Origin of the sequence: Actinomadura rayongensis, from assembly GCF_009831215.1 — a bacterium.
GTDB lineage: Bacteria > Actinomycetota > Actinomycetes > Streptosporangiales > Streptosporangiaceae > Spirillospora > Spirillospora rayongensis.
Window position 1 is genome coordinate 1,025,841 of sequence record NZ_WUTW01000002.1, and the last position, 24,995, is coordinate 1,050,835.

At 73.8% G+C, this 24,995-nt stretch carries 28 protein-coding genes; 13 read left to right on the plus strand and 15 right to left on the minus strand.

Annotated elements, in window-relative coordinates; all coding sequences use genetic code 11:
• Window positions 1-72: 72 nt before the first annotated feature.
• Together GQ466_RS14000 and GQ466_RS14005 are read left to right on the plus strand one after the other, a co-directional pair.
• Window positions 73-738, plus strand: coding sequence for a hypothetical protein (locus GQ466_RS14000; RefSeq protein ID WP_161103283.1), 666 nt, complete (start codon window positions 73-75; stop codon window positions 736-738).
• A complete protein-coding gene (locus GQ466_RS14005; RefSeq protein ID WP_161103284.1) occupies window positions 735-1,808 on the plus strand; it encodes an ImmA/IrrE family metallo-endopeptidase in 1,074 nt (357 codons plus the stop codon). Before GQ466_RS14000 ends, GQ466_RS14005 begins: the two co-directional genes overlap by 4 nt.
• Window positions 1,809-1,923: 115 nt before the next feature.
• On the opposite strand, the gene GQ466_RS14010 is transcribed toward GQ466_RS14005, so the two are convergent.
• The gene (locus tag GQ466_RS14010; protein ID WP_161103285.1) at window positions 1,924-2,955 is read right to left on the minus strand and encodes a cytochrome P450; all 1,032 of its coding nucleotides are present in this window, start codon (window positions 2,953-2,955) and stop codon (window positions 1,924-1,926) included.
• A 131-nt stretch (window positions 2,956-3,086) separates the two neighbouring features.
• Here GQ466_RS14010 and def point away from each other — a divergent pair, with 131 nt between their 5' ends.
• Entirely contained in the window at window positions 3,087-3,614 is a 528-nt protein-coding gene (gene def, locus GQ466_RS14015) for a peptide deformylase (protein WP_161103286.1), read from the plus strand.
• On the opposite strand, the gene GQ466_RS14020 is transcribed toward def, so the two are convergent.
• Window positions 3,615-4,370: an NAD(P)H-dependent oxidoreductase gene (locus GQ466_RS14020; RefSeq protein ID WP_161103287.1), complete on the minus strand. Its 756-nt coding sequence runs from the start codon at window positions 4,368-4,370 to the stop codon at window positions 3,615-3,617.
• Between the two features lie 89 nt (window positions 4,371-4,459).
• Here GQ466_RS14020 and GQ466_RS14025 point away from each other — a divergent pair, with 89 nt between their 5' ends.
• Together GQ466_RS14025 and GQ466_RS14030 are read left to right on the plus strand one after the other, a co-directional pair.
• On the plus strand, window positions 4,460-5,473 hold the full coding sequence (locus GQ466_RS14025; RefSeq protein ID WP_237417868.1) for a GlxA family transcriptional regulator: 1,014 nt from the start codon (window positions 4,460-4,462) through the stop codon (window positions 5,471-5,473).
• A gap of 129 nt (window positions 5,474-5,602) precedes the next feature.
• A complete protein-coding gene (locus GQ466_RS14030) occupies window positions 5,603-5,770 on the plus strand; it encodes a hypothetical protein (protein ID WP_161103289.1) in 168 nt (55 codons plus the stop codon).
• Here the strand turns inward: GQ466_RS14030 and GQ466_RS14035 are convergent.
• Genes GQ466_RS14035 through GQ466_RS14045 form a run of 3 tightly spaced genes read right to left on the minus strand, consistent with a single transcriptional unit; the run spans window position 5,754 to window position 7,758 of the window.
• A complete protein-coding gene (locus GQ466_RS14035) occupies window positions 5,754-6,254 on the minus strand; it encodes an ATP-binding protein (RefSeq protein ID WP_161103290.1) in 501 nt (166 codons plus the stop codon). The genes GQ466_RS14030 and GQ466_RS14035 overlap by 17 nt on opposite strands.
• Before the next feature lie 22 nt (window positions 6,255-6,276).
• Window positions 6,277-6,990, minus strand: coding sequence for a DUF5995 family protein (locus GQ466_RS14040; protein ID WP_161103291.1), 714 nt, complete (start codon window positions 6,988-6,990; stop codon window positions 6,277-6,279).
• Window positions 6,991-7,050: 60 nt separating this feature from the next.
• Entirely contained in the window at window positions 7,051-7,758 is a 708-nt protein-coding gene (locus tag GQ466_RS14045) for a TetR/AcrR family transcriptional regulator (protein WP_161103292.1), read from the minus strand.
• A 123-nt stretch (window positions 7,759-7,881) separates the two neighbouring features.
• Between GQ466_RS14045 and GQ466_RS14050 the strand changes: the two genes are divergently transcribed.
• The gene (locus GQ466_RS14050; RefSeq protein WP_161103293.1) at window positions 7,882-8,322 is read left to right on the plus strand and encodes a nitroreductase/quinone reductase family protein; all 441 of its coding nucleotides are present in this window, start codon (window positions 7,882-7,884) and stop codon (window positions 8,320-8,322) included.
• Between the two features lie 105 nt (window positions 8,323-8,427).
• Complete coding sequence (locus GQ466_RS14055; protein ID WP_161103294.1) at window positions 8,428-9,846, plus strand: sensor histidine kinase; 1,419 nt, start codon at window positions 8,428-8,430, stop codon at window positions 9,844-9,846.
• 45 nt (window positions 9,847-9,891) lie between these two features.
• Here GQ466_RS14055 and GQ466_RS14060 read toward each other — a convergent pair whose 3' ends face one another.
• Window positions 9,892-10,488 (minus strand): HD domain-containing protein, encoded by a 597-nt coding sequence (locus tag GQ466_RS14060; RefSeq protein WP_161103295.1) that lies wholly within the window; start codon window positions 10,486-10,488, stop codon window positions 9,892-9,894.
• 31 nt (window positions 10,489-10,519) lie between these two features.
• Window positions 10,520-11,278 carry an MgtC/SapB family protein gene (locus GQ466_RS14065; protein ID WP_161103296.1) on the minus strand — a complete coding sequence of 253 codons (759 nt, stop codon included), beginning with the start codon at window positions 11,276-11,278 and terminating at the stop codon, window positions 10,520-10,522.
• Window positions 11,279-11,419: 141 nt separating this feature from the next.
• On the opposite strand from GQ466_RS14065, the gene GQ466_RS14070 reads away from it, so the two are divergent.
• Window positions 11,420-12,337: a YihY/virulence factor BrkB family protein gene (locus GQ466_RS14070; protein ID WP_161103297.1), complete on the plus strand. Its 918-nt coding sequence runs from the start codon at window positions 11,420-11,422 to the stop codon at window positions 12,335-12,337.
• Here GQ466_RS14070 and GQ466_RS14075 read toward each other — a convergent pair.
• The 5 genes from GQ466_RS14075 to GQ466_RS14095 form a co-directional block, all read right to left on the minus strand.
• Window positions 12,319-13,149 (minus strand): polysaccharide deacetylase family protein, encoded by an 831-nt coding sequence (locus GQ466_RS14075; RefSeq protein WP_161103298.1) that lies wholly within the window; start codon window positions 13,147-13,149, stop codon window positions 12,319-12,321. The genes GQ466_RS14070 and GQ466_RS14075 overlap by 19 nt on opposite strands.
• An 82-nt stretch (window positions 13,150-13,231) precedes the next feature.
• Window positions 13,232-14,236 (minus strand): nitronate monooxygenase, encoded by a 1,005-nt coding sequence (locus tag GQ466_RS14080; protein ID WP_337193459.1) that lies wholly within the window; start codon window positions 14,234-14,236, stop codon window positions 13,232-13,234.
• 97 nt (window positions 14,237-14,333) lie between these two features.
• Window positions 14,334-14,765, minus strand: coding sequence for a DUF4334 domain-containing protein (locus GQ466_RS14085; protein ID WP_161103299.1), 432 nt, complete (start codon window positions 14,763-14,765; stop codon window positions 14,334-14,336).
• A gap of 118 nt (window positions 14,766-14,883) precedes the next feature.
• Window positions 14,884-15,990 (minus strand): NAD(P)-dependent alcohol dehydrogenase, encoded by a 1,107-nt coding sequence (locus GQ466_RS14090; RefSeq protein ID WP_161103894.1) that lies wholly within the window; start codon window positions 15,988-15,990, stop codon window positions 14,884-14,886.
• Between the two features lie 2 nt (window positions 15,991-15,992).
• On the minus strand, window positions 15,993-17,243 hold the full coding sequence (locus GQ466_RS14095) for a cytochrome P450 (RefSeq protein WP_161103300.1): 1,251 nt from the start codon (window positions 17,241-17,243) through the stop codon (window positions 15,993-15,995).
• Between the two features lie 421 nt (window positions 17,244-17,664).
• On the opposite strand from GQ466_RS14095, the gene GQ466_RS14100 reads away from it, so the two are divergent.
• The 3 genes from GQ466_RS14100 to GQ466_RS14110 all read left to right on the plus strand — a co-directional run bounded on the left by GQ466_RS14100 (window position 17,665) and on the right by GQ466_RS14110 (window position 20,890).
• Window positions 17,665-18,195 carry an RNA polymerase sigma factor gene (locus GQ466_RS14100; protein WP_337193460.1) on the plus strand — a complete coding sequence of 177 codons (531 nt, stop codon included), beginning with the start codon at window positions 17,665-17,667 and terminating at the stop codon, window positions 18,193-18,195.
• Window positions 18,192-19,313, plus strand: a complete 1,122-nt coding sequence (locus tag GQ466_RS14105) for a CU044_5270 family protein (protein ID WP_161103301.1) — start codon at window positions 18,192-18,194, stop codon at window positions 19,311-19,313. The genes GQ466_RS14100 and GQ466_RS14105 overlap by 4 nt, the downstream gene beginning before the upstream one ends.
• Before the next feature lie 131 nt (window positions 19,314-19,444).
• The gene (locus tag GQ466_RS14110) at window positions 19,445-20,890 is read left to right on the plus strand and encodes an amino acid permease (RefSeq protein ID WP_161103302.1); all 1,446 of its coding nucleotides are present in this window, start codon (window positions 19,445-19,447) and stop codon (window positions 20,888-20,890) included.
• On the opposite strand, the gene GQ466_RS14115 is transcribed toward GQ466_RS14110, so the two are convergent.
• The 3 genes from GQ466_RS14115 to GQ466_RS14125 form a co-directional block, all read right to left on the minus strand.
• Window positions 20,880-22,004 (minus strand): zinc-binding dehydrogenase, encoded by a 1,125-nt coding sequence (locus GQ466_RS14115; protein ID WP_161103303.1) that lies wholly within the window; start codon window positions 22,002-22,004, stop codon window positions 20,880-20,882. The genes GQ466_RS14110 and GQ466_RS14115 overlap by 11 nt on opposite strands.
• The gene (locus GQ466_RS14120) at window positions 22,001-22,414 is read right to left on the minus strand and encodes an acyl-CoA thioesterase (protein ID WP_161103304.1); all 414 of its coding nucleotides are present in this window, start codon (window positions 22,412-22,414) and stop codon (window positions 22,001-22,003) included. The genes GQ466_RS14115 and GQ466_RS14120 overlap by 4 nt, the downstream gene beginning before the upstream one ends.
• A 166-nt stretch (window positions 22,415-22,580) precedes the next feature.
• A complete protein-coding gene (locus GQ466_RS14125) occupies window positions 22,581-23,183 on the minus strand; it encodes a superoxide dismutase (RefSeq protein ID WP_161103305.1) in 603 nt (200 codons plus the stop codon).
• A gap of 107 nt (window positions 23,184-23,290) precedes the next feature.
• Between GQ466_RS14125 and GQ466_RS14130 the strand changes: the two genes are divergently transcribed.
• Both GQ466_RS14130 and GQ466_RS14135 read left to right on the plus strand, forming a co-directional pair.
• Window positions 23,291-24,121 carry a patatin-like phospholipase family protein gene (locus GQ466_RS14130; RefSeq protein WP_161103306.1) on the plus strand — a complete coding sequence of 277 codons (831 nt, stop codon included), beginning with the start codon at window positions 23,291-23,293 and terminating at the stop codon, window positions 24,119-24,121.
• Window positions 24,122-24,154: 33 nt separating this feature from the next.
• Complete coding sequence (locus GQ466_RS14135; RefSeq protein WP_161103307.1) at window positions 24,155-24,985, plus strand: patatin-like phospholipase family protein; 831 nt, start codon at window positions 24,155-24,157, stop codon at window positions 24,983-24,985.
• The last annotated feature ends 10 nt before the right edge of the window (window positions 24,986-24,995 follow it).

Here is a 24,995-nt window from a genome sequence, read left to right on the forward strand (position 1 = left end):
CCTCCCGGACATCCGCTCAGGTACTCAGATCGCGCCCCGGAAATGTCGTACCCGGTGCTTAGGCTGCGGAGCATGGACGAGAAGCGGGATGCGTGGGCGACGCTGCGCGCCGCCGGGTTCCTGCACGCCGCGCGGGAGGCCCATCGGGAGGCGACGCTCGCCGTGTTCGGCGGCATGAGCAGGTCCGCCGGGTTCAAGGAGCGGTCGTTCGGGACCAGCTCGTTCGACGTGCTGGAGTCCTGGCTCGACCGCGTGTTCGGCATCGACGACGACGAGCCGGGCCCGATCGTCCGCGACGACCTCAACAACTCGCCGGGCTGGCGCTGCGGCCGGTACCGGGTGCTGTTGAAGCGACACCGCTTCGGGGCCGTCAACGCGCTCCGCTGGGACCGCGACAGCCGCACCAAGCAGGCCGTCGCCCGGCAGGAGTTCGCCGACGACCCGCAGCTCGCCCTGGAGATCCCGGGCGTCCCGGCCGACACGCCCGGGATCGTCACGCTCGTCCTCGCCCACAGCGCCACGGAGGAGCCGCTGCAACTGGAGCTCTACCTGGGCCGTCCCCGGTTCAACGACGACGGCGGCGGCGCGTGGCACTGGGTCCGCGCGCTGGACGACGCGTCGCTCGGCGCCGATCCGCGCCGTAAGCTCGTCGAGCCCACCCTTCCGCTGTGGACGGACGACGCCGCGGACGTCGTCCTGCGGCGAAGGCGCGCGACGAGCACCGAAACGGCCTGGTGAACGAACGTTTTCCCACGTCCCGCCCCGCCGCCGCCCGCCGGCCGTTCGACGGTGAACGGCTGACGCTGGCGCGGCGGCTGCGCGGCCTGCGCAAGAACCAGCTCGCCCAGGCGGTCGGCACGACGCCCGCCGCGATCGGCCGCTACGAGGCGGGCATCGCGTGTCCCCCGGACCCGGTGCCGGCACGGCTCGCGGTGGCGCTCGGCGTCCCGGCCGAGTTCTTCGGCGGCGCGGCCGGCCCCCCGCGCGCGCTGGACTCGGCGCACTTCCGGTCGCTGCGCGCGACGACGCAGATCGAGCGCGACCAGGCCCTCGCCTACGGCCGCATCGCGGCGGACGTCGTGGCGGCGCTGGAGGAGGTCGTGGAGTTCCCGCCGGTGACGCTGCCGGAACGTCCCGTCCCGCCGGACGAGATCGCCGGACCGGGCCCGGCGGACGCGGCGCGGCGGGCGCGCGCGGCGCTGTGCCCGTCCCCGGGACCGGTCCCGCACGTGGTGCGGCTGCTGGAGGCGGCCGGCGTGATCGTCGTGGTGCTGCCGCCGGTCGCCGAGCGGGTGGACGCGTTCAGCGTCGGAGCGCATCCGCGTCCGCTGGTGCTGTTCAACCCGGCCAAGGGCGACTACTGGCGCAACCGGTTCGACGGCGCGCACGAGCTGGGCCATCTCGTCATGCACGCGGACGCCGAGCCCGGCGAGAAGATCGTCGAGGACCAGGCGCAGCGGTTCGCGGCCGAGTTCCTCCTGCCCGCCGACGAGATCGCCGGCGAACTGCCCGCGTTCGCCGACTGGGACCGCCTCGCCGTGCTGAAGGCCCGCTGGGGCGTGAGCATCGCGGCACTGCTGTACCGAGCGCGGACGCTCGGTGTCATGCACGAACCCGTCTACCGCGCGGCGATGGCGGCGATGGCGCGGCAGGGGATGCGGCGCCGGGAGCCGGGTCCGGCGCGTCCGCTGGAGGGGCCGACGATGCTGACGCGGGCGATCGAGATGTCCGGTCTGGACCGCGATGCGCTGGCGCGCCGCGCCGGAGTCCCCCACCCCGACCTGGACCTTCTCGTCCCTCCACGGTGAGCCGGATGTAACGCCGACGCGATCCTTCGACATCGGCGACATGCTCGCGCGCCGACCCGGCGATCCGCTGCCGTCGAACGTCCGCCGGGGAGGAGCGCGGCGAACCGCCGGGGCCCTAGGCCAGCTTGACGGGCAGCCACTCCGGGCCCCGGACGAGCGTGCCCGACACGACGACCTCGTCCGGCGGCACGGCCAGCTCGACGCTCGTGAACCGCGCGGCGAGGGCGTCCAGGGCGGCGGCCAGTTGCGCGCGGGCCAGGTCGGCGTGCGGGCCTTCGGGGAAGGCGAGGCCGGGGGACGTCGCCGGACGATCCGGGTCGAACCGGTCGGGGTCGGGGAACACGTCCGGGTCACGGTTCGCCCCGGCGGGCGACAGCAGGACCAGATCACCGGCCGCGACCGTCACGTCCCCCCAGGTCAGCGGCCCGGCGGCCCGGCGCGGCCGGACGGCCGCGGGCGGCTCCCAGCGCAGCGCCTCCCCCGGCGCGGCGGCCCGGTAGGCGGCGTCGGCGCGCACCCGCGCCCACCCGTCCGGCGCCGTCAGCACGCCGTGCAGCAGGTTCCCGATGCCGTGGCAGACGGCCTCGACGGGCAGCAGCAACCGGACGAAGTCCACGATCTCCTCGTCCGCCGCGCCGGTGGCGACGAGCCGCGACAGCAGGTCGTCGCGCGGCTCGCCGCGCCGCTCGGCGATCGGCCCGGTGAGCCGCCGCGCGAACCGCGCGGCGCCCGCCGGGTCGGCGGCCAGCGACCGCAGCTCCGGCAGCGCCGACCCGCCCAGCCCGAGCAGCCGCGAGACGACCAGCGACGGGTACCGGGCGGCGAAGTCGGCGACGAGATCGGCGGCGCCGTCCAGATGCGCGACGAGCCCGTCCGCGAGCGACCGGACCAGCGCGTGCGGCGTCGCGGCGAGCACCGGATCGAGCGGATGCGGCGCGGCGTACGGCCCGACGTCGGGACGCGCGTCCGGCGCGGTCAGCTCCGGAGCCGCCAACCCGGCCGCGACGTCCGCGTACCGCGCGACGAGCCGCGCGGGCTCGCCGCGGAACAGGACGGGCACGGCCCGCCCCGCCGCCCGCGCCGCGGCCAGCAGGCCGTGCGGATCCGCGCCGGGATCCGCACCGAAGTCCACACCGTCGAGCGCCATGCGATCGCCTCCGGCCCCGATCATGCAGCCGCGCCCCCCGGAAGGAAAGTCCCCCCGAGGGGTGACCTTTGACTCCACGCCCTGACCCGCCGATACGCTTTGGGGGACGGGTTTTTGGCGAGGAGGGCCGGATGGGCGGGCGTGCACGACCGATCACGCTGGTGGGGACGGACGTTCTGCACCGGCCGTGCCGGGAGGTGACGGAGTTCGACGCCGCGCTCGCCGCGCTGACCGAGGACATGTTCGCGAGCATGTACGAGGCGAACGGCGTGGGGCTCGCCGCCAACCAGATCGGTGTTGACCTGCGGGTTTTCGTTTATGACTGTCCTGATGGCGATGACGTGGCGCAGAAGGGCGTCGTCGTGAATCCGACGCTGGTGCTGCCGGAGGGCGACGCGCGGCGGCTGGACGACGGCGAGGAGGGCTGCCTGTCGGTGCCCGGGCCGCACGCGCGCGTCGCCCGGCCCGACCGCGCGACGTGCCACGGCTTCGACGTCACGGGGGCGCCGGTCACGGTGGAGGGGACCGGAGTTCTCGCGCGGTGCCTCCAGCATGAGACCGATCATCTGGACGGGAAGCTCTACATCGACCGGCTGTCCAAGCGGGAACGCAAGCGTGTCCTGGACGAGATGGAAGAGTTGCGCGCCGCGCGGTCGTAGTCACCGCAGGTGGGCGTCGAGGCCGGTGCGCCCGGGCGCGACGTCCGGGCGTAGCAGCAGGCCCTCGTAGTCGGCGCGCTCGGCGCGGAACGGGATCGGCGCCTCGTCGGCCAGGCCGGCGAGCCGGTCGCGCAGGCGCGCCGCGTGCCGGTCGGCGTCCTCGGGCGTGGTTCGGTTGGCGGCGGAGATCTCCAGCGGCGCCAGCACGTCCATGCCGGTGTAGAAGAAGACGCCGTGCAGCAGCGGCCACAGGACGTCCCGCAGCGCGCCGTGGACGCCGCGCGGGGTGAAGCCCGGCGCGGCCGAGCCCGTCGAGACGATCGTGAACGCGCGCTTTCCGCTCAGCGGTCCGGCGCCGTAGCGCAGCGGACGGCCGTCCGCGCCGGGCACGCCGTACGCGAAGCCCTCCACGAGCACCCGGTCGAACCAGCCCTTCAGGATCGCGGGCGGGCCGAACCACCACAGCGGGAACTGGACGACGACCGCGTCCGCCCACCGGAGTTTGTCCTGTTCCTCCTGGATGTCGGCGGCGAGCGCGCCGGACGCGTACGCGGCGGCCGAGTCGCGGCTGACGGCGAGCCGATCGGCGGAACCGCCGAAGTCCGCCGCGCTGACGACCGGATTCCACCCCATCGCGTACAGATCGGACTCGCGCAGCTCGTGCCCGAGGTCGGCGAGCGCCTTGCGGCCCGCGTCGCGCAGGGCGGCGTTGAGGGACTTCGGCTCGGGATGGGCGAAAAGCCACAGGATGCGCATGATCGTTCTCCTTCCGTCCCCGCCATCGTGCGCGGGCCGGACGGACGGCCGTGAGTGGCCCGATGGCCAATCAGTGCAAGAATCGGGCCATGACGCATCGAGTGGCGGTGGTGATCAGGGACGGCGTGCTCCCGATGGAACTCGGGCTCGTCCACCAGGTGTTCGAGGCGGCGCGCGACGCGTCCGGGCAGCCGCTCTACACCGTCCTGACGGCCGCGGTCGCGCCCGGCCCGGTCCGGACGTCCGCCGACTTCACCGTGTTCGCCCCGCACGGACTCGACGCGCTGGCCGACGCGGACACGGTCGTCGTCCCGGCCGCCAAGGACGACGACGAGCGCCCCGACGGCCCGGACCCGGTGGTGACGGCCGCCGTCCGGAAGGCCGCCGACGACGGCACGCGCGTCGCGTCGGTCTGCACGGGCGCGTTCGTCCTCGCGGCGGCGGGCCTGCTCGACGGGCGCCGCGCCACCACGCACTGGCACTCGGGCGACCTGCTCCGCGCGCGGCATCCGGGCGTGGACGTCGACCACGGCGTGCTCTACGTGGACGAGGACACCGTGCTCACCTCGGCCGGCGAGGCCGCCGGGATCGACCTGTGCCTGCACCTCGTCCGGCGCGACCACGGCGCGGCCGTCGCCAACGACGCCGCGCGCAGGATCGTCGTCGCGCCGCACCGCGCGGGCGGGCAGGCCCAGTTCGTGGTGCGGCCGGTGCCGGACGAGGCCGACGCGTCCACGGCGGCGGCGCGGGCGTGGGCGCTGACGGAGCTGGACCGTCCGATCGGGCTGCGCGAGCTTGCGGCGCGGTCGGCGATGAGCGTGCGGACGTTCACCCGCCGCTTCCGCGAGGAGACCGGACTGTCGGCCGGGGAATGGCTGACGCGCCAACGCGTCGAACGCGCCCGGCACCTGCTGGAGAGCACCGCTCTGCCGGTGGACCAGATCGCCCGCGCGTCCGGATTCGGGACGGCCGTGTCGCTGCGGAACCATTTCCACGCCGCACTCGGCGTGACCCCGAGCGCTTACCGGAGCGCTTTCCGCGGCGCGCCCGCCGAAAAAGAAGTTGACGGTCCGCCCGGGGCCGGGGGAAGCTACCGGACATGAAGATCTTCTCTCTGTGATCTCGCGGGTCGAGCCGCCGCACGCTCCCGTGCGCGCCCGCTCCCCGTCTTTCCCCGGTCTTTTCACGGCCCCTCGCGGCCGTCTTTCAACCTGCCCGGAGGTGATCTCTCCTTGCGCATTCGCGATACCGAGACCGTCCTCTTCTCGGCCCCGCCGGAAGTGGACGACAAGAAAAAGGCCCGTCGCACCCCACGCGACCACCGCACCGCCGCGTTGTCGGCGGGCGCGCGGCGCACCCTGCCCCGCACGCCCGTCCGGCAGTTCAACCGGGGTCGCTGACCCCGGCGGTGCGCAGTCCCGGCCCGCGCGGGCGTCCACCGCGCGCGCGGGCCGGGACGAACTCCGCCCACACGACCGTCCGGTCGCCGCGCTCCCAGTAGCCCCACGCGGACGTGAGCGCCGCGACGATCCGCATCCCGCGCCCGTTCTCCGCTCCGGCGAGCGGATCGTCCACAAGGTCCTCGTCCGAGCCCGGCCGGACGTGCGGACGCGCGCCGTCCGCGCCGTCGTCGCCGACCTCCAGCCGGTAGCCGCGCGCGGTCGCGGTGAGCGCCACCGTGACCCGGCCGCCCGGCCGTCCGGACGCGGTGTGCGCGACCGCGTTCCCGACCGTCTCGCTGCCGACCGTCAGCAGGTCGTCCAGGACCGGGTCGTCGGGCGGCAGCAGGTCGCGCAGGAACGCGCGCGCCCGCGCCGCCGAGCACCGCTCGCCCGGCAGCGTCACGACCCCGAGGACGACCGGCCCGTCCGCCGTCTCCCGCACCGCGGCTCCCCCCACCGCCGGCTCAGCGGGACGGCTCGTCGGCGAACACCGGCGGGACCACCGGCGTGACGAGCAGCCGCCCGGTCGTCTCGACGGTCCGCGCGAGCAGGTCCGCCGAGGCGTCGAACAGGGGCGTCCCGCGCTGCGGCCACAGCGCCTCGACCGCGCACCACGCGAGGTCCCGCGCCCGCGCGACGCCGAACGTCCCGATGATGTGCTTGACCGTCTCCAGGTCGCGGGTGGCCAGCCGCAGCAGCCACGGCTCGACCTCGCGGCGCGCCTCGGCCTCGGCGCGCGCGAGCAGGTCGTTGACGCGCAGGTAGTCGGCGTGGACGGCCGGCCCCGGCGTCAGGCCGCGCTCGGCGCAGGTCTCGATGACGGCGAGCGGCAGGTCGTGGCTGATGTGCGCGTTCATCCCCGCGAGGACGTGCTGCAACGGGCACACGGCCCGCGCGCCCCGCGCCTCGAACAGGGGCCGCCAGGCGTGCCCGGGGGCGCGGCCCGCCTCGTCCGCGGCGACGGCGTCGAAGTACAGCCCGGCGAAGACCCGGTCGAGCCGCGCGACGAAGTCCGGGTCGTGGAACGCTCCCGCCGACAGATCCGCGGCGACCAGTTCGGTGACCCGCAGGTAGACGCGGTTGAAGCGGCCGACGCCGTCGTGCGGGCCGAGCCCCCGGCCGATCGCGCGCATCCGGTCGAGGACCGGATCGACCGTCTGGACCACCGTGGTGTGCATCCCGCTCCCGTCATCGACGTCCGGACAGCCGAGAGCGTAACCGATCGTGACGCTCCGTGATCAGGAAACGGGAAAACCGAGGAGATCGGCCATGAGGTCCACGGTGTGGCCGAAGAACGCGTCGGCCGGGTCGAAACTGCCCTTGAGGTGGCCGAACAGCTCGAAACCGACCATGCCGAACAGCTGCGTCCAGGCGGCGGCGGTCCGGACGGCGAGCGGCTCCGGCAGGCCCGGGGCGATGCTCTCGGTGACGAAGCGCGCCTGCCCGGCCAGCTCGGACCCGAGCGGACGGTCCGGCCGCGGCGGGGTCAGCGCGCGGTCCGCCCACGCGTCGCGGACGACCGTGAACAGCGCGGTGGGCACGCGGACGGCGGCCTCGACGGTCCCGGCGGGCGCGCTGTAGCCGGGGACGGGCGTCCCGAAGATCAGCGCGTACTCGTGCGGGTACTTCAGCGCCCACGCGCGGACGGCGGCGCAGACGGCGTGCCAGCGCGCCCGGTGGCTGGGCGGTGTCGCGTCGGCGTCCAGGGCGCGTTCGGCCCACGTGCCGAGCGTGTTGTAAGAGTCGACGATCAGCGCGGTGAGCAGCTCGTCCCGGCTGGCGAAGTAGCGGTAGAGACCCGAGGACACCATGTTCATGTCCCGGGCGACGGCCCGCAGCGACAGGCCCTGCGGGCCGACCTCGGAGAGCTGCCGGCGCGCCTTCTCCTTGATCTCCCGGACCAGCTGGGCGCGGAGCCGTTCGCGCGGGGTGGGGCGGGCGTTCATGCCGTCCAGTCTGCCATCGGCGAGAGCACTGCACAAATTCGAGAGCACTGCTCTTGCTTTTGCCGCGACGACGCGTGCATACTGATCTCGAACGAGAGCACCGCTCACACTCGGAGGAACACGATGACGGACAGCCGCAACGTCCAGGCCAAGGGCATGGAGGTCTACTTCAACAGGACCGTCGGCTTCCTGGCCCGGCGCGGGCTCAGCCTGTTCGGCAGCCGCCTGCTCGCCGTGCGGGGCCGCACCAGCGGCGAGTGGCGGACGACGCCCGTCAACCTGCTGACGATCGACGGCGAGCGGTACCTCGTCGCGCCGCGCGGGCACACGCAGTGGGTGCGCAACATGCGCGTCGCCGGGGGCGGCGAGCTGCGGCTCGGGCGCCGCGCCGAGCCGTTCACCGCGACCGAGCTGTCCGACGCGGACAAGATCCCCGCGCTGCGCCGCTACCTGAAGCGCTGGGGCTGGGAGGTGGGGCGGTTCTTCGACCGTCCGATCAAGAACCTGGACGACGCGGGGCTCGCCGAGCTGGCGCCGCTCGTCCCGGTGTTCCGGATCCGGTGAGGGGCCACCACGCGTCGTCCGACCTGCGGATATTACGCTGAGCGATGAGACCACCGCGATGAGCGGCGATCGTCCGGCCAGAACCGAAGCGGGAGATCCGGCGCGATGCGCGACGACAGGCGCGAGCACAGGGAGGCGAGACTCCGGCATCTGCGCGCGCGGGCGCTGCACACGCCCCGGGGCCGCGCGACGCTGATCAGCGTGCTCGTGTCCGTGGGGATCGGCGCGGTCTGCATGGCGCTCGGGCTGCTGCTGGCGCGGGAGGTCACGTTCCAGCTCTCGCTGGACGAGGCGAGCCGCACGCTGGACCGGCTCGCCGCGAACGTCCACGCCGGACGGGACCCGTCCCTCGGCGAGGGCCGCGACGACCGGGTGCAGATCGTGGACCGGTCGGGGCGGATCCTCTACGCGTCCACCGAACTGCGCGGCAAACCGCCGCTGATCGCCCCGAACGTCGCGGCGGACGACGTCCTGGTCGACGACGACGCGTGCCCGCCGTCCCTCGGCGAATGCGTGTGGGTGACGGGCGTCCGGATCACCGACGGCACGTTCGGGCGGCCGGTCGTGGCGCTCGTGGCGTCCCACGCGCCGACGCTGCTGACCGGGCTGCTGCTGGCCGTCGAGATGGCGGCGGTGCTGGCGCTGGTCGTCACGGCGATCGGCTGGTGGACGTGGCGCGCCGTCGGCCTGTCCTTCGCGCCCGTCGAGGCGATGCGGCGGCAGATCGCGCGGATCAACGCCGCCGCGCTCGGCGCGCGCGTCACCGTGCCCGACACCGGGGGCGAGATCCAGCGGCTCGCCGAGACGGTCAACGAGACGCTGGGGCGGCTGGACGAGTCCGCGAGCCGCGAGCGCCGGTTCATCTCCGACGCCTCGCACGACCTGCGCAACCCGATCGCGGGCCTGCACACCCGGCTGGAGGCCGCGCTCGACGAGGACGACGACTTCGACTGGCGGGCGATGGTCCGCGCGGCGGTGAGCGACACCGAACGGCTGAACGACATCGTCAACGACCTGCTGGAACTGTCCCGGCTCGACGGCCGCTCCCCCGCGCCCGAGGAGGACGTCGACCTGGCCGCGATGGTCCGCCGCGAGGTCGACCGGCGGCCCGCGCGCGTCCCGATCACGACCCGGCTGGACGAGGGCGCGATCGTGGTGGCCAACGGGCTGCGGCTCGCGCGCGTCCTCGGGAACCTGCTGGCCAACGCCGAGCGGCACGCCCTGTCCTCGATCGAGGTGACCGTCCGGGCCGAGGACGGGACGGCCACGATGGAGGTCCTGGACGACGGCTCCGGCGTGGCGCCGGAGAACCGCGAACGCGTCTTCGAGCGCTTCGCGCGGCTGCCCGAGAGCCGCCGCCGCGACCCCGCGGGGACGGGCCTCGGCCTGCCCATCGCCCGCGAGATCGCCGAGACCTACGGCGGCTCGCTCGCCATCGAGGACAGCCCGCGCGGCGCCCGTTTCGTCCTCCGCCTCCCCTTGGCCGCCCACCGTCCGGCGCCCGCGCCCGCGCCATCCCCCTGACCCGGCCGCCTCCGCCAGATCCCGGCACGCGCCTCGTGAACCGGGTCAGGTCAGGGCGTGGCCGTAGGCGGCTGCCAACGGGGCCAGGTCGGGGGTGCCGAGGTCCCGGCGCATGCGGGCGAAGGCGGCGGTCTTGTCCGGGCCGAAGCGGGCGATCCGGGCGGCGAAGGTGTCGGCCGTGAGGAAGACCGGCGGCGTGGACTTGCTGTGGAACTTGTCCGCGTACATGACCAGTTCCTCTTCGGGGGACTCCGCCAGGTAGTCGGCGACGGGGAGCGGCAGGTCCTGGTCCAGGATGTCGGCGCGGGTCAGGCCGACGCCGGTGTGGTGCGAGCAGAACCGGCACAGCACGTCCGGGTAGCCCTCCTCGCGCAGCAGCTCGTGGCCGAGGACGCCGTGGCGCACATATTGGCGGAAGTCCGGCCGCCCGTCGGCGTCGTAGAGGCGGTAGACGCCGACGTCGTGCAGGAGGCAGCCGGCGCGGACGAGGTCGGCGTCGACGTCCAGGCCGGAGCGGGCGATGAGCTGCGCGGCGACGTCCCAGATGACGCGGCAGTGGGTGTGGACGAGGTCGAACGCCTCCGGGGTGGGGGCGTGCCGTGCGTGGAGGGCGCGGATCTCGTCGTCGTCCGGAACCCGCATGCGCCGATCGTAGCGAAGGCCCGCGCGCCGCTCAGTCGCCATCGTCGGCCCCCTCGCCGGCCGTCACGCCGACGACGTCCGGCAGTTCGCCGAGCGCCGCGACCAGCTCCGGCTCGGACCCGTTCCCCTCCAGCAGCAGGACGACGGCGGCGGACCCGCGCCGCCCCGGGTCGACGCGGTCCCGGCGTTCGTCGCGGCCGACGTCGCTGTCGGCGTACTCGCGTTCGACCTGGACCTCGGCGACGACGAACCCGCGTCCGGTCGCCTCGGCCAGCGCGCGCCGCAGCACGCCCCGCCCGTCCCGGTAGGCGAGGCGGACGCGGATCCGGCGCGGACGGCCGATGCGCTCGATGGGGAGCAGCTTCGCGAGCGAACTCAGCCCGAAGATCACGATGAAGTGCCCGATCGTCACCGCGACGGCGAGAACGGGCAGCCCGCCGCCCGCCGCCATCCCGATCGCCGCGACGACCCAGACGACGGCGGCCGTGGTGAGGCCGCGCACCGCGTCCCGCCGGACGAAGATCAGCCCGCCGCCGATGAACCCGATGCCCGAGACGATCTGCGCGGCGACGCGGGACGGGTCCAGCGAGACGTCCGAGCCGGGCACGTCCCCGAACCCGTACTTGCTGACCAGCATGAACAGCGCCGAGCCCACGCCGACGAGCGTGTGCGTCCGCAGGCCCGCGTCCTTGTTGCGCAGGCCGCGCTCCAGCCCGATCGTCGCCGACAGCACCAGCGCGAGCAGCAGTTCGCCGAGCTGCGTCCAGCCCTGTCCGTAGGCGAGGTCCATCAGGGCACCGTCCGGTCGGTCACGTTCTGCCTCCACTCGCGACGAATCGGCGTCGCTTCTCTACCCTCGACCTACCGGACCATGCGCGGGCATGGCGCGGCGCGGAGCGGGTATCGCCACCGCGGATCGGGAGGTGGCGCCATGGCGGGCGACGGGACGGACCGGCCGGGTCTGCGGGGTTGGTGGCGCGTGGTGCGGCGGACGGCCGTCAGCGTTCTCAACGACGGTCTCCTGGACTGGGCGGCGGCACTGACGTACTACGGCGTGCTGTCGTTGTTCCCCGGGTTGATCGTGGTGGTGTCGCTGGTGGATCTGGCGGGCGTGTCCGGGGAGCGGACGCTCACCGAGAACGTCCGGCAGTTCGCGCCCGGCCCGACGCGCGACACGGCGCTCGCGCTGCTGTCGGACCTGCACGGCGCGGGGGCGACGGCCGGGACGGTCGCGTCCGCCGGAACGGTCCTCGCGCTGTGGTCGGCGTCGCGGTACGTGGGCGCGCTGATCCGGGCGCTGAACGCCGTCCACGACATCGGCGAGGGGCGTCCGCTGTGGAAGCTCGCGCCGCTGCGGCTCGCGCTGACGCTCGCGATCGTCGTGCTGCTCGGCGCGAGCGCGGTCGCGGTGACGTTCACCGGCTGGCTCACCGTGCAGGCGGGCCGGGTGTTCGGACTCAGCTCGGCGTTCGTGACGGGCTGGAACATCGCGAAGTGGCCGGTGCTCGTCGCGGTCGCGGTGGTGGCCATCGCGACGCTGTACCGGGCCGGACCGAACGTGCGGGAGTCGCGCTGGATCACGCCGGGCTGTGCGGTCGCGATCGGTGCGTGGATCGTCGCGTCCATCGGGTTCGCGGTGTACGCGGCGAACTTCGGCTCCTACAACCGCACGTACGGCGCGCTCGCCGCGGTCGTGATCTTCCTGGTGTGGATGTGGGTGTCGAACGTCGCGATCCTCATCGGCGCGGAGTTCGACGCGGAGCTGGCGCGGGTGCGCGGACGCGCCGTGGTCCCCGACGAGGCGCCGGACAAGCCCGTCGAGACGATGGTTCAGGGCGCGCGGACGTAGTCCTCCAGCCGCGCGACCGCGAAGCCCTGCCGGTGGACGCGGCGCAGCAGCTCGGCGAACATCTCGGTCATCGTCTCGCCCTTCAGCTCCTTCGGGCCGCGGAAGTGGGCGAGCAGGATGTCGCCGGGACGCAGCTTGCGCTCCGGATCGTCGTACTGGAAGTCGTGGATCTGCATCGACGCGCGCCACAGGACGATCGCGCGGAGCCCGCACTCGGCGGCGGCCTGCTGCGTGACCGAGTTCCACTGGCCGTAGGGCGGACGGAGCAGGACGGGCCGCCGGCCGTACTCGCGCCGCAGGATCTTCTGGTCGTCGCAGAGTTCGCGGCGCTGGCCGTCCACACCGAGCAGCGGGAGTTGCGGATGGGTGACGGTGTGGTTCTCGATCACCGCGCCCGACGACTGAAGTTTCCGGAAATATCCGTAGTCGTTCTGGATCGCGGTGTCGGTGAGGAACAGCGTCACCGGGACCCGCAGGTCCGCGAGCATGTCGACGAACCTCGGGTCCTTCTCGTTGCCGTCGTCCAGCGTGACGAAGACGACGCGGTCCTTCGTCGGGACGGACGAGAACACCGGCACCGGGCCCGTCGCCTTCAGCGCGATCGCGGGCGCCGCCGGGGCGGGCGGCGCGGGCGGCAGCGGCTTGAGGTCCCAGCGCGCCCACGCCTGCGCCGGGTCGGTCGACGGCGCGGCGGTCGGCGCGGGCGGTGCGGCCGGGACGATCCCGTCCCGCTCCGGCGACCGGACGTGCGCCGCGCATCCCGCGAGCAGCGCGAGACCTCCGATCACCGCACCGAACCGCACGCCCCGCATCGCCGCTCCCCCCGAACCCCCGGCCAACAGGGCAAACCTAGCGACTCACCCCCAACTCGGGCATCCGGGGTCACACGGATCTTCAGGGCGTCAGGGCGGCGACGATCTCCGGGGCCGGGATGGGCGCGGCGCTGCGCCAGGACGTCCCCGCCCACAGGTTGAGCCCGTCGGCGTCACCGCGCGCGGCGGCGGCGCGGCGCAGCGGGCTCGTCAGGTAGTGGACGTCCGGGTACGCGGCCGGGACGGCGTCCGAATGGCGCAGGATGAACCGGTTCGTCAGGCCCCGCGCGAACCGTCCGCTGAACGCGCGGGTCAGCGTGGTCTCGGTGAAGCGCGGATCGCCGAGCGCCGCCTTGTGGACGGCGCTCGCGCCCGACTCGGGACTGCGCAGGAAGGCCGTCCCCGCCTGCGCCGCGACCGCGCCGAGGGCCAGCACCTCCGCGACGTGCGCACGCGTCCCGAGCCCGCCCGCCGCGAGGAGCGGCTGTCGCGTCACGTCCCGGACGGCGCTCACCAGCTCCCGCACGCCGAACCCCGCGCTCTCGGCGTTGGTGAACGTCCCCTGGTGCGCGCCCGCCTCGATGCCCTGGACGCACAGCGCGTCGGCGTCCGGGCACTGCCGCGCCTCGTCCGGCGACGTGACGGTCATGACGACGGCCGTCCCCGCGTCCTGGAACGCCCGGACGACGTCGGGCGACGGCCGGCCGAACGTGAAGCTCACCACCGCGACCGGCGGCCCGGCGAGCAGCGTCTCCACCTTGGCGTCGAAGTCGTCGTCGCGGGCGCGCGGCACGCCCGGCTCGGTGTCGAGCCGCGCGGCGTCCGGCAGCAGCCGCGTCCGGTACGCGGCGATGTCAGCCGGATCGGGGTCGTCCGGCGACGGCAGGAACAGGTTCACGCCGAACGGCCGCGCCGTCAGCGCCCGCACCGCCTCCACGTCCGCCCGCATCCGCGCGGCCGTCTGATACCCCGCGCCGAGGAACCCGAGCGCCCCCGCCGCCGCGCACGCGGCGACGAGTTCCGGCGTGGACGCGCCGCCCGCCATCGGAGCCTGCACGATCGGTCGTTCGGGGAGCCATCCGGACACACGCACCACCTCCAGCGCCCGACCCTAGTGACTCCCCGCACGCCCTTCACCCCGCCCGGTCCGTCACGCGACGCGGGCCGTCACTCGACGCGGGCCGTCACTCGACGCGGGTCAGGTGGAAGTAGAGGACGTGGGGTTGGCCCTTGGCGTCCATCGCGCCGAGGACCACGTCGTCGGTCACGCGGCGGAAGTGGTCGATGATCGGCTGCGTGTCGTAGATCATCGCGGCGGACGGGACGCCGCGGTAGGTCACCTCGCGCAGGCGCGCCAGGCCCATGCCGTCGTAGGAGTAGAGGCCGCCGTCGGCGCTGCGGCACAGCAGCGGGTCGACGTCCTCGTCGTCGTGGAAGCGCTTGCCGTACCAGTTGAGCCTGGTCAGCCGTGCGGCGAGACCGCCGCCGGAGGAGAACAGGCCGCCGCGCCAGGTCCCGCGCAGCGCGGCCGGCGCCACCGCGCCGCACGCGTCGAACGCGGCGGCGACCGCGTCCAGATCGGGCTCGCCGGCGGTGATGAGGTCCAGCGCGGTCACAATGCCTCCAGGGTCGGGCTCGTTCAGACGATCGTTGATTCCGGCACGTCCACGCGCCGCACCCCGGCTCGTCCGCCCAGGCCACGGGCGGACGGCGCGCGGGTCCGGGGCGCGGGGGTCATGGGGCGGGCGGGAGCAGGACGGGCTTGACGACCTTGCCGGAGCGGGTGTCGGCCTCGGCCTGGTCGATCGCGGCGAGCGGATAGGTCTCGATCAAGCGATCGAAGGGGAACCGGTCCTGGCGCCACAGGTCGACCATGCGGGGGATGAAGAGGTGCGGGACGACGTCGCCCTCGATGATTCCGCGCAGCGTGCGGCCCATCAGGAGCAGCGTCGGGTCCAGGCGCAGTTCGGCGGTGCCGATGCCCACGAGGCCGCAGACGCCGGTCGTCCGCAGGGACGCCACCGCCGCCGTCACGACTTCGGGGACGGCCGTCGTGTCCAGGGCGTACTGGACGCCTTCCGGGCCGGTGATCGCGCGGATCCGGCCGGGGACGTCCTCCTCGCCGCCGTGCAGGACGTGCGTCGCGCCCAGTTCCCTGGCCAGGTCCAGGCGCGCCTGGTTGGTGTCGACGCCGATGATCGTCGTGGCGCCGGCGATGCGGGCGGCCATCACGGCGGCGAGGCCGACGGCGCCCGTCCCGAAGACCGCGATCGAGTCGCCCGCGCCGACGCCCAGCGAGACGAGCACCGACCCGGCGCCGGTCTGCATTCCGCAGCCGAGCGGGCCGAGCAGTTCCAGCGGGACGTCCGCCGGAACCGGAACCGTGTTTCGGATGGTCGTCAGGGCGTGCGTGGCGAACGACGACTGGCCGAACCAGCGGTTGTTGATCGCGGTGCCGGTCGCGTCCGTCGCGCGCGGCAGGCCGTCCGGCGGCGCGGAGAACATGTTGAGCGCCGCCATCGACGCGCAGTTGCCCGGCCGCGACGCGCGGCAGTTCGCGCAGTCGCCGCACGAGTCGAACGACAGCACCACCGGCGTGCCCGGCGCGAGCGCGACGCCGGGCCCCACCGCCTCGACCACGCCCGACCCCTCGTGCCCGAGCACGACGGGCTTGGCCACCAGGTCGCCGGGCGCGCGGCCCAGCAGGTCCGTGTGGCACATCCCGGCGCCGGCGATCCGCACGATCAGCTCGCCCGGCCCGGGATCGGCCAGGTCGAGCGGTTCGATCGCGTAGGGGGCGTCCACCGCCCGCAGGACGGCGGCCTCGATCCGTCTGCCCATGCTCACCCTCGCAGCGTGTAACGGACGGGCAGCCGCTTCAGCCCGCCGACGAACGTGGTCGCGATCCCGCGCGGCTCCCCGGCCAGTTCGACGGACCCGAGCCGGGGCAGCAGTTCCTCGAAGAACGCGCGGACCTCGATGCGCGCGAGCGCCGCGCCGAGGCAGTAGTGGACGCCGAATCCGAACGCCAGGTGCTTGTTCGGATCGCGTCCGACGTCGAAGCAGAACGGGTCGGCGAAGACGTCCTCGTCGCGGTTCGCCGACGGATAGGACAGCAGCAGCGCGTCGCCCTTCCTGATCGGCACGCCCCGCAGCTCGTAATCGTCGGTGGCCGTCCGCATGAACTCCTTGACGGGCGTCGTCCAGCGGATCATCTCGTCCACCGCGAGCGGCATGAGCCCGGGGTCGGCGCGCAGCCGCGCCAGCTCGCCGGGGTTCTCGACGAGCGCGTGCAGCCCGCCCGAGATCGTGGAGCTGGTCGTGTCGTGGCCCGCCGTCGCGATGATGACGTAGTAGGACGCGGTGTCGAGGTCGTTCAGCGGCTCGCCGTCCACCCGCGCGTTCGCGATCGTGGACGCCAGGTCGTCGGTGGGCCGGGCGCGCCGCGCGGCCGTCAGTTCCTGGAAATAGGCGAAGAAGTCGAACAGCACCTGCAGTTTCTCTTCGGGGCTGGCGCCGCGCTGACGTTCGTCGTCGTCCCCGCCGAACAGTTCCTGGGTGAGCCGCAGCATCCGGTCGAAATCCGATTCCGGCAGGCCGAGCAGCGACAGGATCACGTACAGCGGGAATTTCACGGCGATCTGCTGGACGAACTCGCATTCGCCGCCGAGTTCGGCCATCCGGTCCACGTAGCGGCGGGCGAGTTCGCGGACGCGCGACTCCAGCGCCCGCATCGCGCGCGGCCGGAACCAGTCGGCGCCGATCGCGCGCAGCACCCGGTGGTCGGGGTCGTCGATGTGGACGAGCGTGCGCAGCGCCATCCCCTGCTCCTGGCGGAGCCGGTTGACCTCGTCCAGTTCGGCCGTGGCGAGCAGCGGACGCGGCGCGTTGACGAACAGCCCGTGCTGCCGCTCGACCTCCATGATGTCGGCGTGCCGGGTGACGGCCCAGAACGGGTTGTAGCCCGGCGCCTCGACGCGGTGGACGGGGTCCTCGTGACGCAGCAGCGTGAGCGCCTCGTGCAGCCGTCGGTCGTCGGCGTAGACGGCGGGGTCGGCGAGCGCGCGGCCCGCGTCCTCCAGGGTGAGGCTCAAGTCGGCTCCTCGGACGTTCGGGGGGACCGCACCCGTAGGAACCTAAGAGCCGAATCTCATTCGGTCAAGTCTTGATCACCGATCACTTTGACCATTTGTCGTGAAAGGAGAAAATGTCCGGTCGCCACGGCCCCGGAAAGGACCGCCGCCCGGACGGCCCGGGAACGATGCGCGCCGCCGATCCGTCCTCGCGCGGCGCGTTCCGTCTCCCGACCGTCCGCGCCGGACGCCGCAGAGCGCAAAGAAGGCGCCCTGCCGCCCGGCGGGCCGTGTCCAGCCGTGCGGTGAGGCGTCCCTTACCCGTCCGCCAGCCCGGACGAGCGGACAGAACACCGCAGATCGTCGGTAACGATGGGCGCCGTCCCGGCACTTCCTGGTGAACACAGCCTCATGAACACGGCGCACGAACGGAGGAACAGGTGTGGCGGACGACCCGCGCGAAAGACGCTTCACCGCGATGTACGACGCCTGCCGGCAGCGTGTCTGGGCCTACGCGACGGCCCGCGCCGGACGGCAGGTCGCCGACGAGATCGTGAGCGAGACGTTCGCGGTGGCGTGGCGGCGGTTCGACGACGTCCCCGACCCGGCGCTGCCGTGGCTGCTCGGCGTCGCCCGGAACCTGCTGCTCGCCGACCACCGCGCCCGGGCGCGCCGGGAGGCGTCGGCGGCCGAGCTGCGCCGCTGGGCGGAGCCGGAGGCGGACGTGGCCGACCGCGTCGCCGAACGCCTCGCCGTGCTGCGCGCCCTCGCGACCCTGCCCGAGGACGACCGGGAGATCCTCCTGCTCGTCGCCTGGCAGGGCCTCGCCCCGCGCGACGCCGCCCGCGTCGTCGGCGCGTCGCCCGCCGCGTTCCGGGTGCGGCTGCACCGCGCCCGCAAGCGGCTGGCCCGCGCCGTCGAGGCCGATCCCCGGCCGCCCGCGATCCCGATCCTGAAGGAGAAGCTGTCATGACCCGTGACCCGCACGACCTGCTGCGCGTCCTCGCGCAGGCCCGCCCGGACGAACTGGACACCGAAGTCGACCCCGCCACCCGCGACGCCGAACTCGCGCGGGCGATGCGCGGCGCGCCCGCCCCCCGCCGACGGCGGCGGTTCCGCCCGGTCTGGGGCCTGGCCGCCGCCGCGACGGCCGTCGTCGCGACCGCCGCGTTCGTGGCGCTGCCCGACGACCCGGGCCCGCCGCCCACCGCGACCCCGTCCGCGCCGGAGCGCCTGGACGCGAAGACCGTCCTGCTGGCCGCCGCGAACACGGTCACGCGGGACGCGAAGCCGCGCCACCTGGCGTACTGGCGCACGTCGATGGTCCACCGCACGGCGTACCGCGTGGAGGGCGGCTACACGTTCGTCCAGGACCAGCGCGAGGACGTCTGGACGCCCTTCGACGTCCACCGGAAGATCGTCACCGAGACGACCGTCCTCGGCGCGCGCCCGGCCACGCCGCAGGACGAGAAGGCGTGGCGCCGCGCGGGCTCGCCCGCGACCGTCCGGTTCCAGACGGGCACCCGCAAGCTCAAGGGCGGCACCCTGAGCACCGCCGCCAAGCCGCCGCAGCGGTCGTCGTCCCCCCTGACCGACGGCGACAAGGTCTTCTGGCTCGGCCGCAACGTGAGCGTGGCCGATCTGCTGGGCCTGCCCGGCGACCCGGCGAAGCTGCGCGCGTCCCTGCTGCGCTGGTACGACGGGCACGGCACCGAGTCGGCCGGCACGAAGATGGCGTCGGACACCTGGCTGTTCACCGTCGCCACCGCCCTCGTCAACGGCGTGATGCCGGTGACGCCGCAGGTCCGGGCGGCGGCGTACCGGATGCTGTCGGCGCTGCCGTCCGTCCGGTCGCTCGGCGCGGTCAAGGACCCGGCCGGACGGCCCGGCGTCGCCATCGCGTTCACCGAGCGCACCCCGAACGGCGTCCTGGAGCACCGGCTCGTCATCGACAAGGCGACCGGGAACGCCCTCGCCGAAGTCCTGGTGATCCGCAAGCCGAGCGGCGTCAACGCGGTCCTGCCGGCGGGCACGACGCTCAGCGCCACGACCGTCCTGACCTCCGCGTGGACGGACGCGAGCCCCCGCTGACCGAGACGGCCCCGGGTGGCGCGCCTCACCCCGCGTCACCCGGGCCTGACCCAAAAGTGATCAACAGGTGTCGGTATTCCGACCCATCCGGGGGAACAGCCGCATAGGAGACCATCTCGGAGGTTTTTCCTATGGGCCGTCTGCTGCGGGACATCACCCGCCGCAAGCCGATCGACCAGATCAGCGAGGACACGGGGGGACGCGGACTGCGGCGCACCCTCGGCCTGTGGCAGCTCACCGCGATCGGGGTCGGCGGCATCATCGGCGCCGGGATCTTCTCCCTGGCGGGCGCGGTCGCCAACGAGACCGCCGGGCCCGCCGTGCTCGTCTCGTTCCTGATCGCGGGGATCGCGAGCGCCGCCGCCGCGTTCTCCTACGCCGAGTTCGCGGGCCTCATCCCGCGCGCCGGATCGGCCTACACCTACGGCTACGCGGTGCTCGGCGAGTTCCCCGGCTGGGCGATCGGCTGGGACCTGCTGCTGGAGTACACCGCGATCGTCTCCGTCGTCGCGATCGGCATCTCGGGCTACTTCGACGACTTGCTCGGGTTCCTGGACGTCCAGCTCCCCCTGTGGATGATGGGCGCGCCCGGCACCGAACCGGACGGCGTCGCGTCCGGCAGCTACAAGATCAACCTGTTCGCGGCGCTGCTGTGCCTGCTCATCGCCTACATCCTCAACCTCGGGATGAAGGACGCGGCGCGGTTCGAGTCCGCGCTCGTCTACCTCAAGGTCGCGATCGTCCTGCTGGTGATCGTCGTCGGGGCGTTCCACCTGCACGCGGGCAACTACACGCCGTTCTTCCCGTTCGGCTGGTCGGGCGCGTTCACCGGCGCCGCGACGGTCTTCTTCGCGGTCTTCGGCTACGACGCGATGTCCACGGCGGCCGAGGAGTCCCGGGACGCGACGCGGCACATGCCGAAGGCCATCCTCTACTCGCTCGCGATCTCGATGGTGCTGTACGTGCTGGCGTGCCTCGTCCTCACCGGCATGGTCGACTACCGCGACATCAACCCCAACGCCGCGTTCTCGTCGGCGTTCGAGTCCGCCGGGATGAAGACGGTCGGCGCGATCATCGCGGTCGGGGCGATCCTCGGCGTGCTGACCGTCCTGTTCACGTTCATGATGGGCGCCGGACGGGTCTGGTTCGCGATGAGCCGCGACGGCCTGCTCCCCGCCTGGTTCGCCAAGACGCACCCCACCCGGCACGCGCCGACCCGCATCACGTGGATCCTCGGCGTCGGCTCGGCGGTCATCGCCGCGTTCCTGCCGATCGCCGAGGCGGCCGAGCTGACGAACATCGGGATCCTGCTGGCGTTCATCGTCGTCAGCATCGCGGTGATCGTCCTGCGGTACCGGCATCCGGAGCTGCCGCGCCAGTTCAAGGTGCCGGGGATGCCGGTCGTGCCGATCATCGGCGTCCTGTTCTCCGCCTGGCTGATCACGTTCCTGCAGTGGCAGACGTGGCTGCGGTTCGCGATCTGGTTCGCGATCGGCTGCGTCGTGTACTTCGGCTACGGCCGCCGCCGGTCGGCGCTCGCGCGGACCGGCGACGGCGAGCACGAGATCAGAACGTGACGACCTGCCGGACGGCCTCGCCGGTGTGCAGCCGGTCGAAGCCCGCGTTGACGTCGTCCAGCCGCAGCCGGTGCGACAGCAGCGCGTCCACCGGCAGCAGGCCCGATCGGTACAGGCCGATGAAACGCGGGACGTCGCGGGCGGGCACGCACGACCCGAGGTAGCTGCCGCGCAAGGTGCGCTCCTCGGCGACCAGGCTCAGCGCGGGCAGCGTCAGCGGGACGCCCGGCGCGGGCAGCCCGACCGTCACCGTCGTCCCGCCCGGACGGGTCGCCGCGTACGCCTGCTCCAGCACCGCGACCACGCCGGTCGTGTCGATGACCTTCTCGACGCCGCCGCCCGTCAGGTCCCGGATGGCCTCGACCGCCTCCGAACCGCCCGCGACCGTGGCCGTCGCGCCGAGCCGTTCGGCCAGGTAGCGCTTGTGGTCGACGACGTCCACCGCGACGACCTCGGCCGCGCCCGCCGCCTTGGCCGCCAGCAGCGCCGCCAGCCCGACGCCGCCGAGCCCGAACACCGCGACCGTGTCGCCCGGCTGGATCCGCGCGCTGTAGAACGCGGCGCCCGCGCCCGTCAGGACGGCGCAGCCGAACAGCGCGGCGATCTCGTGCGGGAGGTCGTCGTCCACCTTCACCGCCGACTTCGCCGACACGACCGTGTACTCCGAGAACGCGGACACGCCGAGGTGGTGGTGCGGACGCGAGCCGTCCGCCGCGACGAACCGCCGCCCGCCGCCGAGCAGCGTGCCCGCGCCGTTGGCCTGCGCGCCCGGCCCGCACAGCGCCGGACGTCCGCCGACGCACCGCTCGCACGTCCCGCACGCCGGGACGAACGCCAGCACGACGTGGTCGCCGGGCGCGAAGTCCGTCCCCTCGCCGACCGCGACGACCTCGCCCGCCGCCTCGTGCCCGAGCGCCATCGGCAGCGGACGCACCCGCGAGCCGTTGATCACCGACAGGTCCGAGTGGCACAGCCCCGCCGCGCCGACCCGGATCAGCAGCTCGCCCGGCCCCGGCGGGTCCAGCGTCAGCTCGGCGATCTCCAGCGGCCTGGACCTGGCGTAGGGGGCCTCGCGGCCGGACTCGACCAGGACGGCCGCACGCGTCACGGTCATGACATCACCAGCTTCTGCATCTCGGCGCGGACGGGATCCACGATCTCTCTCGGACGGCGGTCGTCCCGGCCCACGAAGACGTGGACGAAATGGCCCTCGGCGATGAGCGTCCCGTCCGACCGGACCATCCCGATCTCCCAGCGGACGCTCGACCGGCCGAGCTTCCCGACCCGCAGCCCGACCCGGATCTCGTCGGGGAAGGACACCTCGGCCTTGTACTGGCAGTGCGACTCCACGCACAGCGCGATCGACGGCGAGCGCAGGGGGTCGAAGCCCGCCGTCCGGATCATCCACGCGTTGATGACGGTGTCCATCAGCGAGTAATGGACGACGTTGTTGACGTGCCCGTACACGTCGTTGTCCTTCCACCGCGTGGGGACGGTCTCCCAATACGGGTAATCGCCGGTCATGCCGGTCACCTTACGTTCCGGTGCCGGGCGGGCGTCCCCCGCGACCACCTGCGCGCCGAGGCGGTGGCGTTCGCGCGGCGCGGGCGTGAGCGCGCAGGGTGCGGCGCCCGCCCGGCCGCAAGGAAAGGTTCTGAGCACGATCCCGGCCGGGCGGACGCCGCACGTTCTAGGAGGCCGCCGCGGCGGTGTAACGGCGGGCCACGTCGGTCCAGTTCACGAGGGACCACAGGCGCTCGACGTAGTCCGGGCGCACGTTGCGGTACTGCAGGTAGTAGGCGTGCTCCCAGGCGTCGAAGACGAGCAGCGGCGTCGTGTTCGCGCCGACGTTGCCGTGGTGGTCGTAGACCTGCTCGACGACCAGGCGGCGGCCCAGGGGCTCCCACGCCAGCACGCCCCAGCCCGAGCCCTGGACCAGGGTCGTCGCCGCCGTGAGCTGCTGCTGGAACGCCTCGAACGAGCCGAAATGTTCCGTCAGGGCGTCGGCGAGGGCGCCGTCCGGGCGGTCGCCGCCGTCCGGGGACAGGTTCTCCCAGAAGATCGAGTGCAGGACGTGCCCGGACAGGTTGAACGCGTAGGTCTTCTCCAACCCGACGATCCCGCCGAACTCCCGCTCGTCCCGCGCCTCCGCCAGTCGGTCGAGCGTGTCGTTCGCGCCCTTGACGTAGGCGGCGTGGTGCTTGGCGTGATGCAGTTCGAGGATCTCGCCGGTGATCGCGGGCTCCAGCGCCCCGTAGTCGTACGGCAGGTCCGGCAGCGTGTAGGTCGACATGACGGCCACTATTGCAAACTAGTTGCAACTGCGTCCAGCTAGCGAGAAGAACCATCCCGGGCGAGGTGATCCAATGGGGACGTCAAGAAACGGGAAAGGAGCCACGGATGGGACGCGCGCTGGTGCTGGGCGGCGGCGGGATCGCCGGGATCGCCTGGGAGGCCGGGCTGATCGACGGGTTCCGCCGCGCCGGAACCGACCTCGGGGACGCCGACCTGATCGTCGGGACGTCCGCGGGCGCGGCCGTGGGCGCCTTCCTGGCCCACGGCGCCGACTTCTCCACCCTGCTGGCGGACGTCGCCGCCGACCCGCGCGAGACGGGCGCCGCCGACTTCGACCCCGGGCTGCTGCTGGCGATCTTCGAGGCGCTCACCGACGCGGCCACCAACGGCGTCGAGGGACGCCGCCGGGCGGGCGTGCTGGCGCTCCAGGCCGACACCGCCGCGTCCGACGAACGGCTCGACGCCGTCGCCGAGCACCTGCCGTCGCCGGAGTGGCCCGCGACGCCGCTGCTCCTCACCGCCGTGGAGGTCGACAGCGGCGCGTTCACCGTCTGGCGCGCGGGCGGCGCGGCGACGCTGGAGCAGGCGGTGCGCTCGTCGTGCGCGCTGCCGGGCGTGTTCCGGCCGGTGGAGATCGCGGGCCGCCGCTACATGGACGGCGGCGTCTACTCGGCCTGCAGCGCCGACCTCGCGGCGGGCCATGACCGGGTGGTCGTGCTGGAGCCGATGGCGCACATGACGCGCCGGGACGTCCTCGCGCGCGAGCTGGCGACGCTCGGCTCCGCGCGGATCGCGACCGTCGGCCCCGACGCCGAGACGGCCGAGCTGTTCGCGATCGACCTGCTCAACCCGAAGCTGTGGACGACGGCGTACGCGACGGGCCTGCGCCAGGCGGCGGCGCACGCCGCCGAGATCGCCGACGTCTGGACCGCCTGACCCGGCCGTTTCTGCACGGGTAGGCGCCCCGGCATGACGCGAGCACTGGTCCTCGCCGCGGGCGCCTCCGTGGGCGGATTCTGGCAGGCCGGGCTGGTCGAGGGCCTGCGACGGGCCGGGACCGACCTCGGCGACGCCGACCTGATCGTCGGCACGTCGGCGGGCTCGATGACCGCCGCCGTGATCGCCCTGGACGCCGGCCTGCCCGGCTTCATCGACGCCGTGGCGGCCGGACGGAGCGCCGAGCCGATGCCGTCCGTCGAGCCCGACCCGGCCACCCGCATCTACGACCTGCTGGCCGATCCGTCGGTCCCGGCGGACGAGCGGCGGCGGCGCGCCGGACGCGTCGCGCGCACCGCCGACACGTCCGCGACCCGCCACCGCGCCGACAAGACCTTCGGCCTGCTGGCCGGGCGCGCGTGGCCGGACCGGACGCTGCTCATCCCGGCGGTCGACGTCGAGACGGGCGAGCGCGCGGTGTGGCGGCGGGGCGGGGCGGCGACGCTGGAGCAGGCCGTCCGGGCGTCCTGCGCGTGGCCCGGCCTCTTCCCGGCCATGGAGATCGGCGGCCGGTCCTACATGGGCGGGATGACGTACTCGATCGCGCACGCCGACCTCGCCGCCGGCTGCGACCGGGTCGTGGTCATCGCGCCGCTGCACCCCCTGGCGGGCCGGGACGAGCTGGCGGCCGACCTCGCCGCCGTCGCCCCGCGCCGGACGGCCGTGGTCGACGCCGGCCCGGCGGCGAGCGAGATGTTCGATCTGCTGCTGTTCGACCCGCACATGGTCCGGCCCGCGTACGCGGCGGGGCTGGCGCGCGCGGCCGAGCACGCGGCCGAGGTCGCGGCGGTCTGGACCGGCTGACCTGCGGATT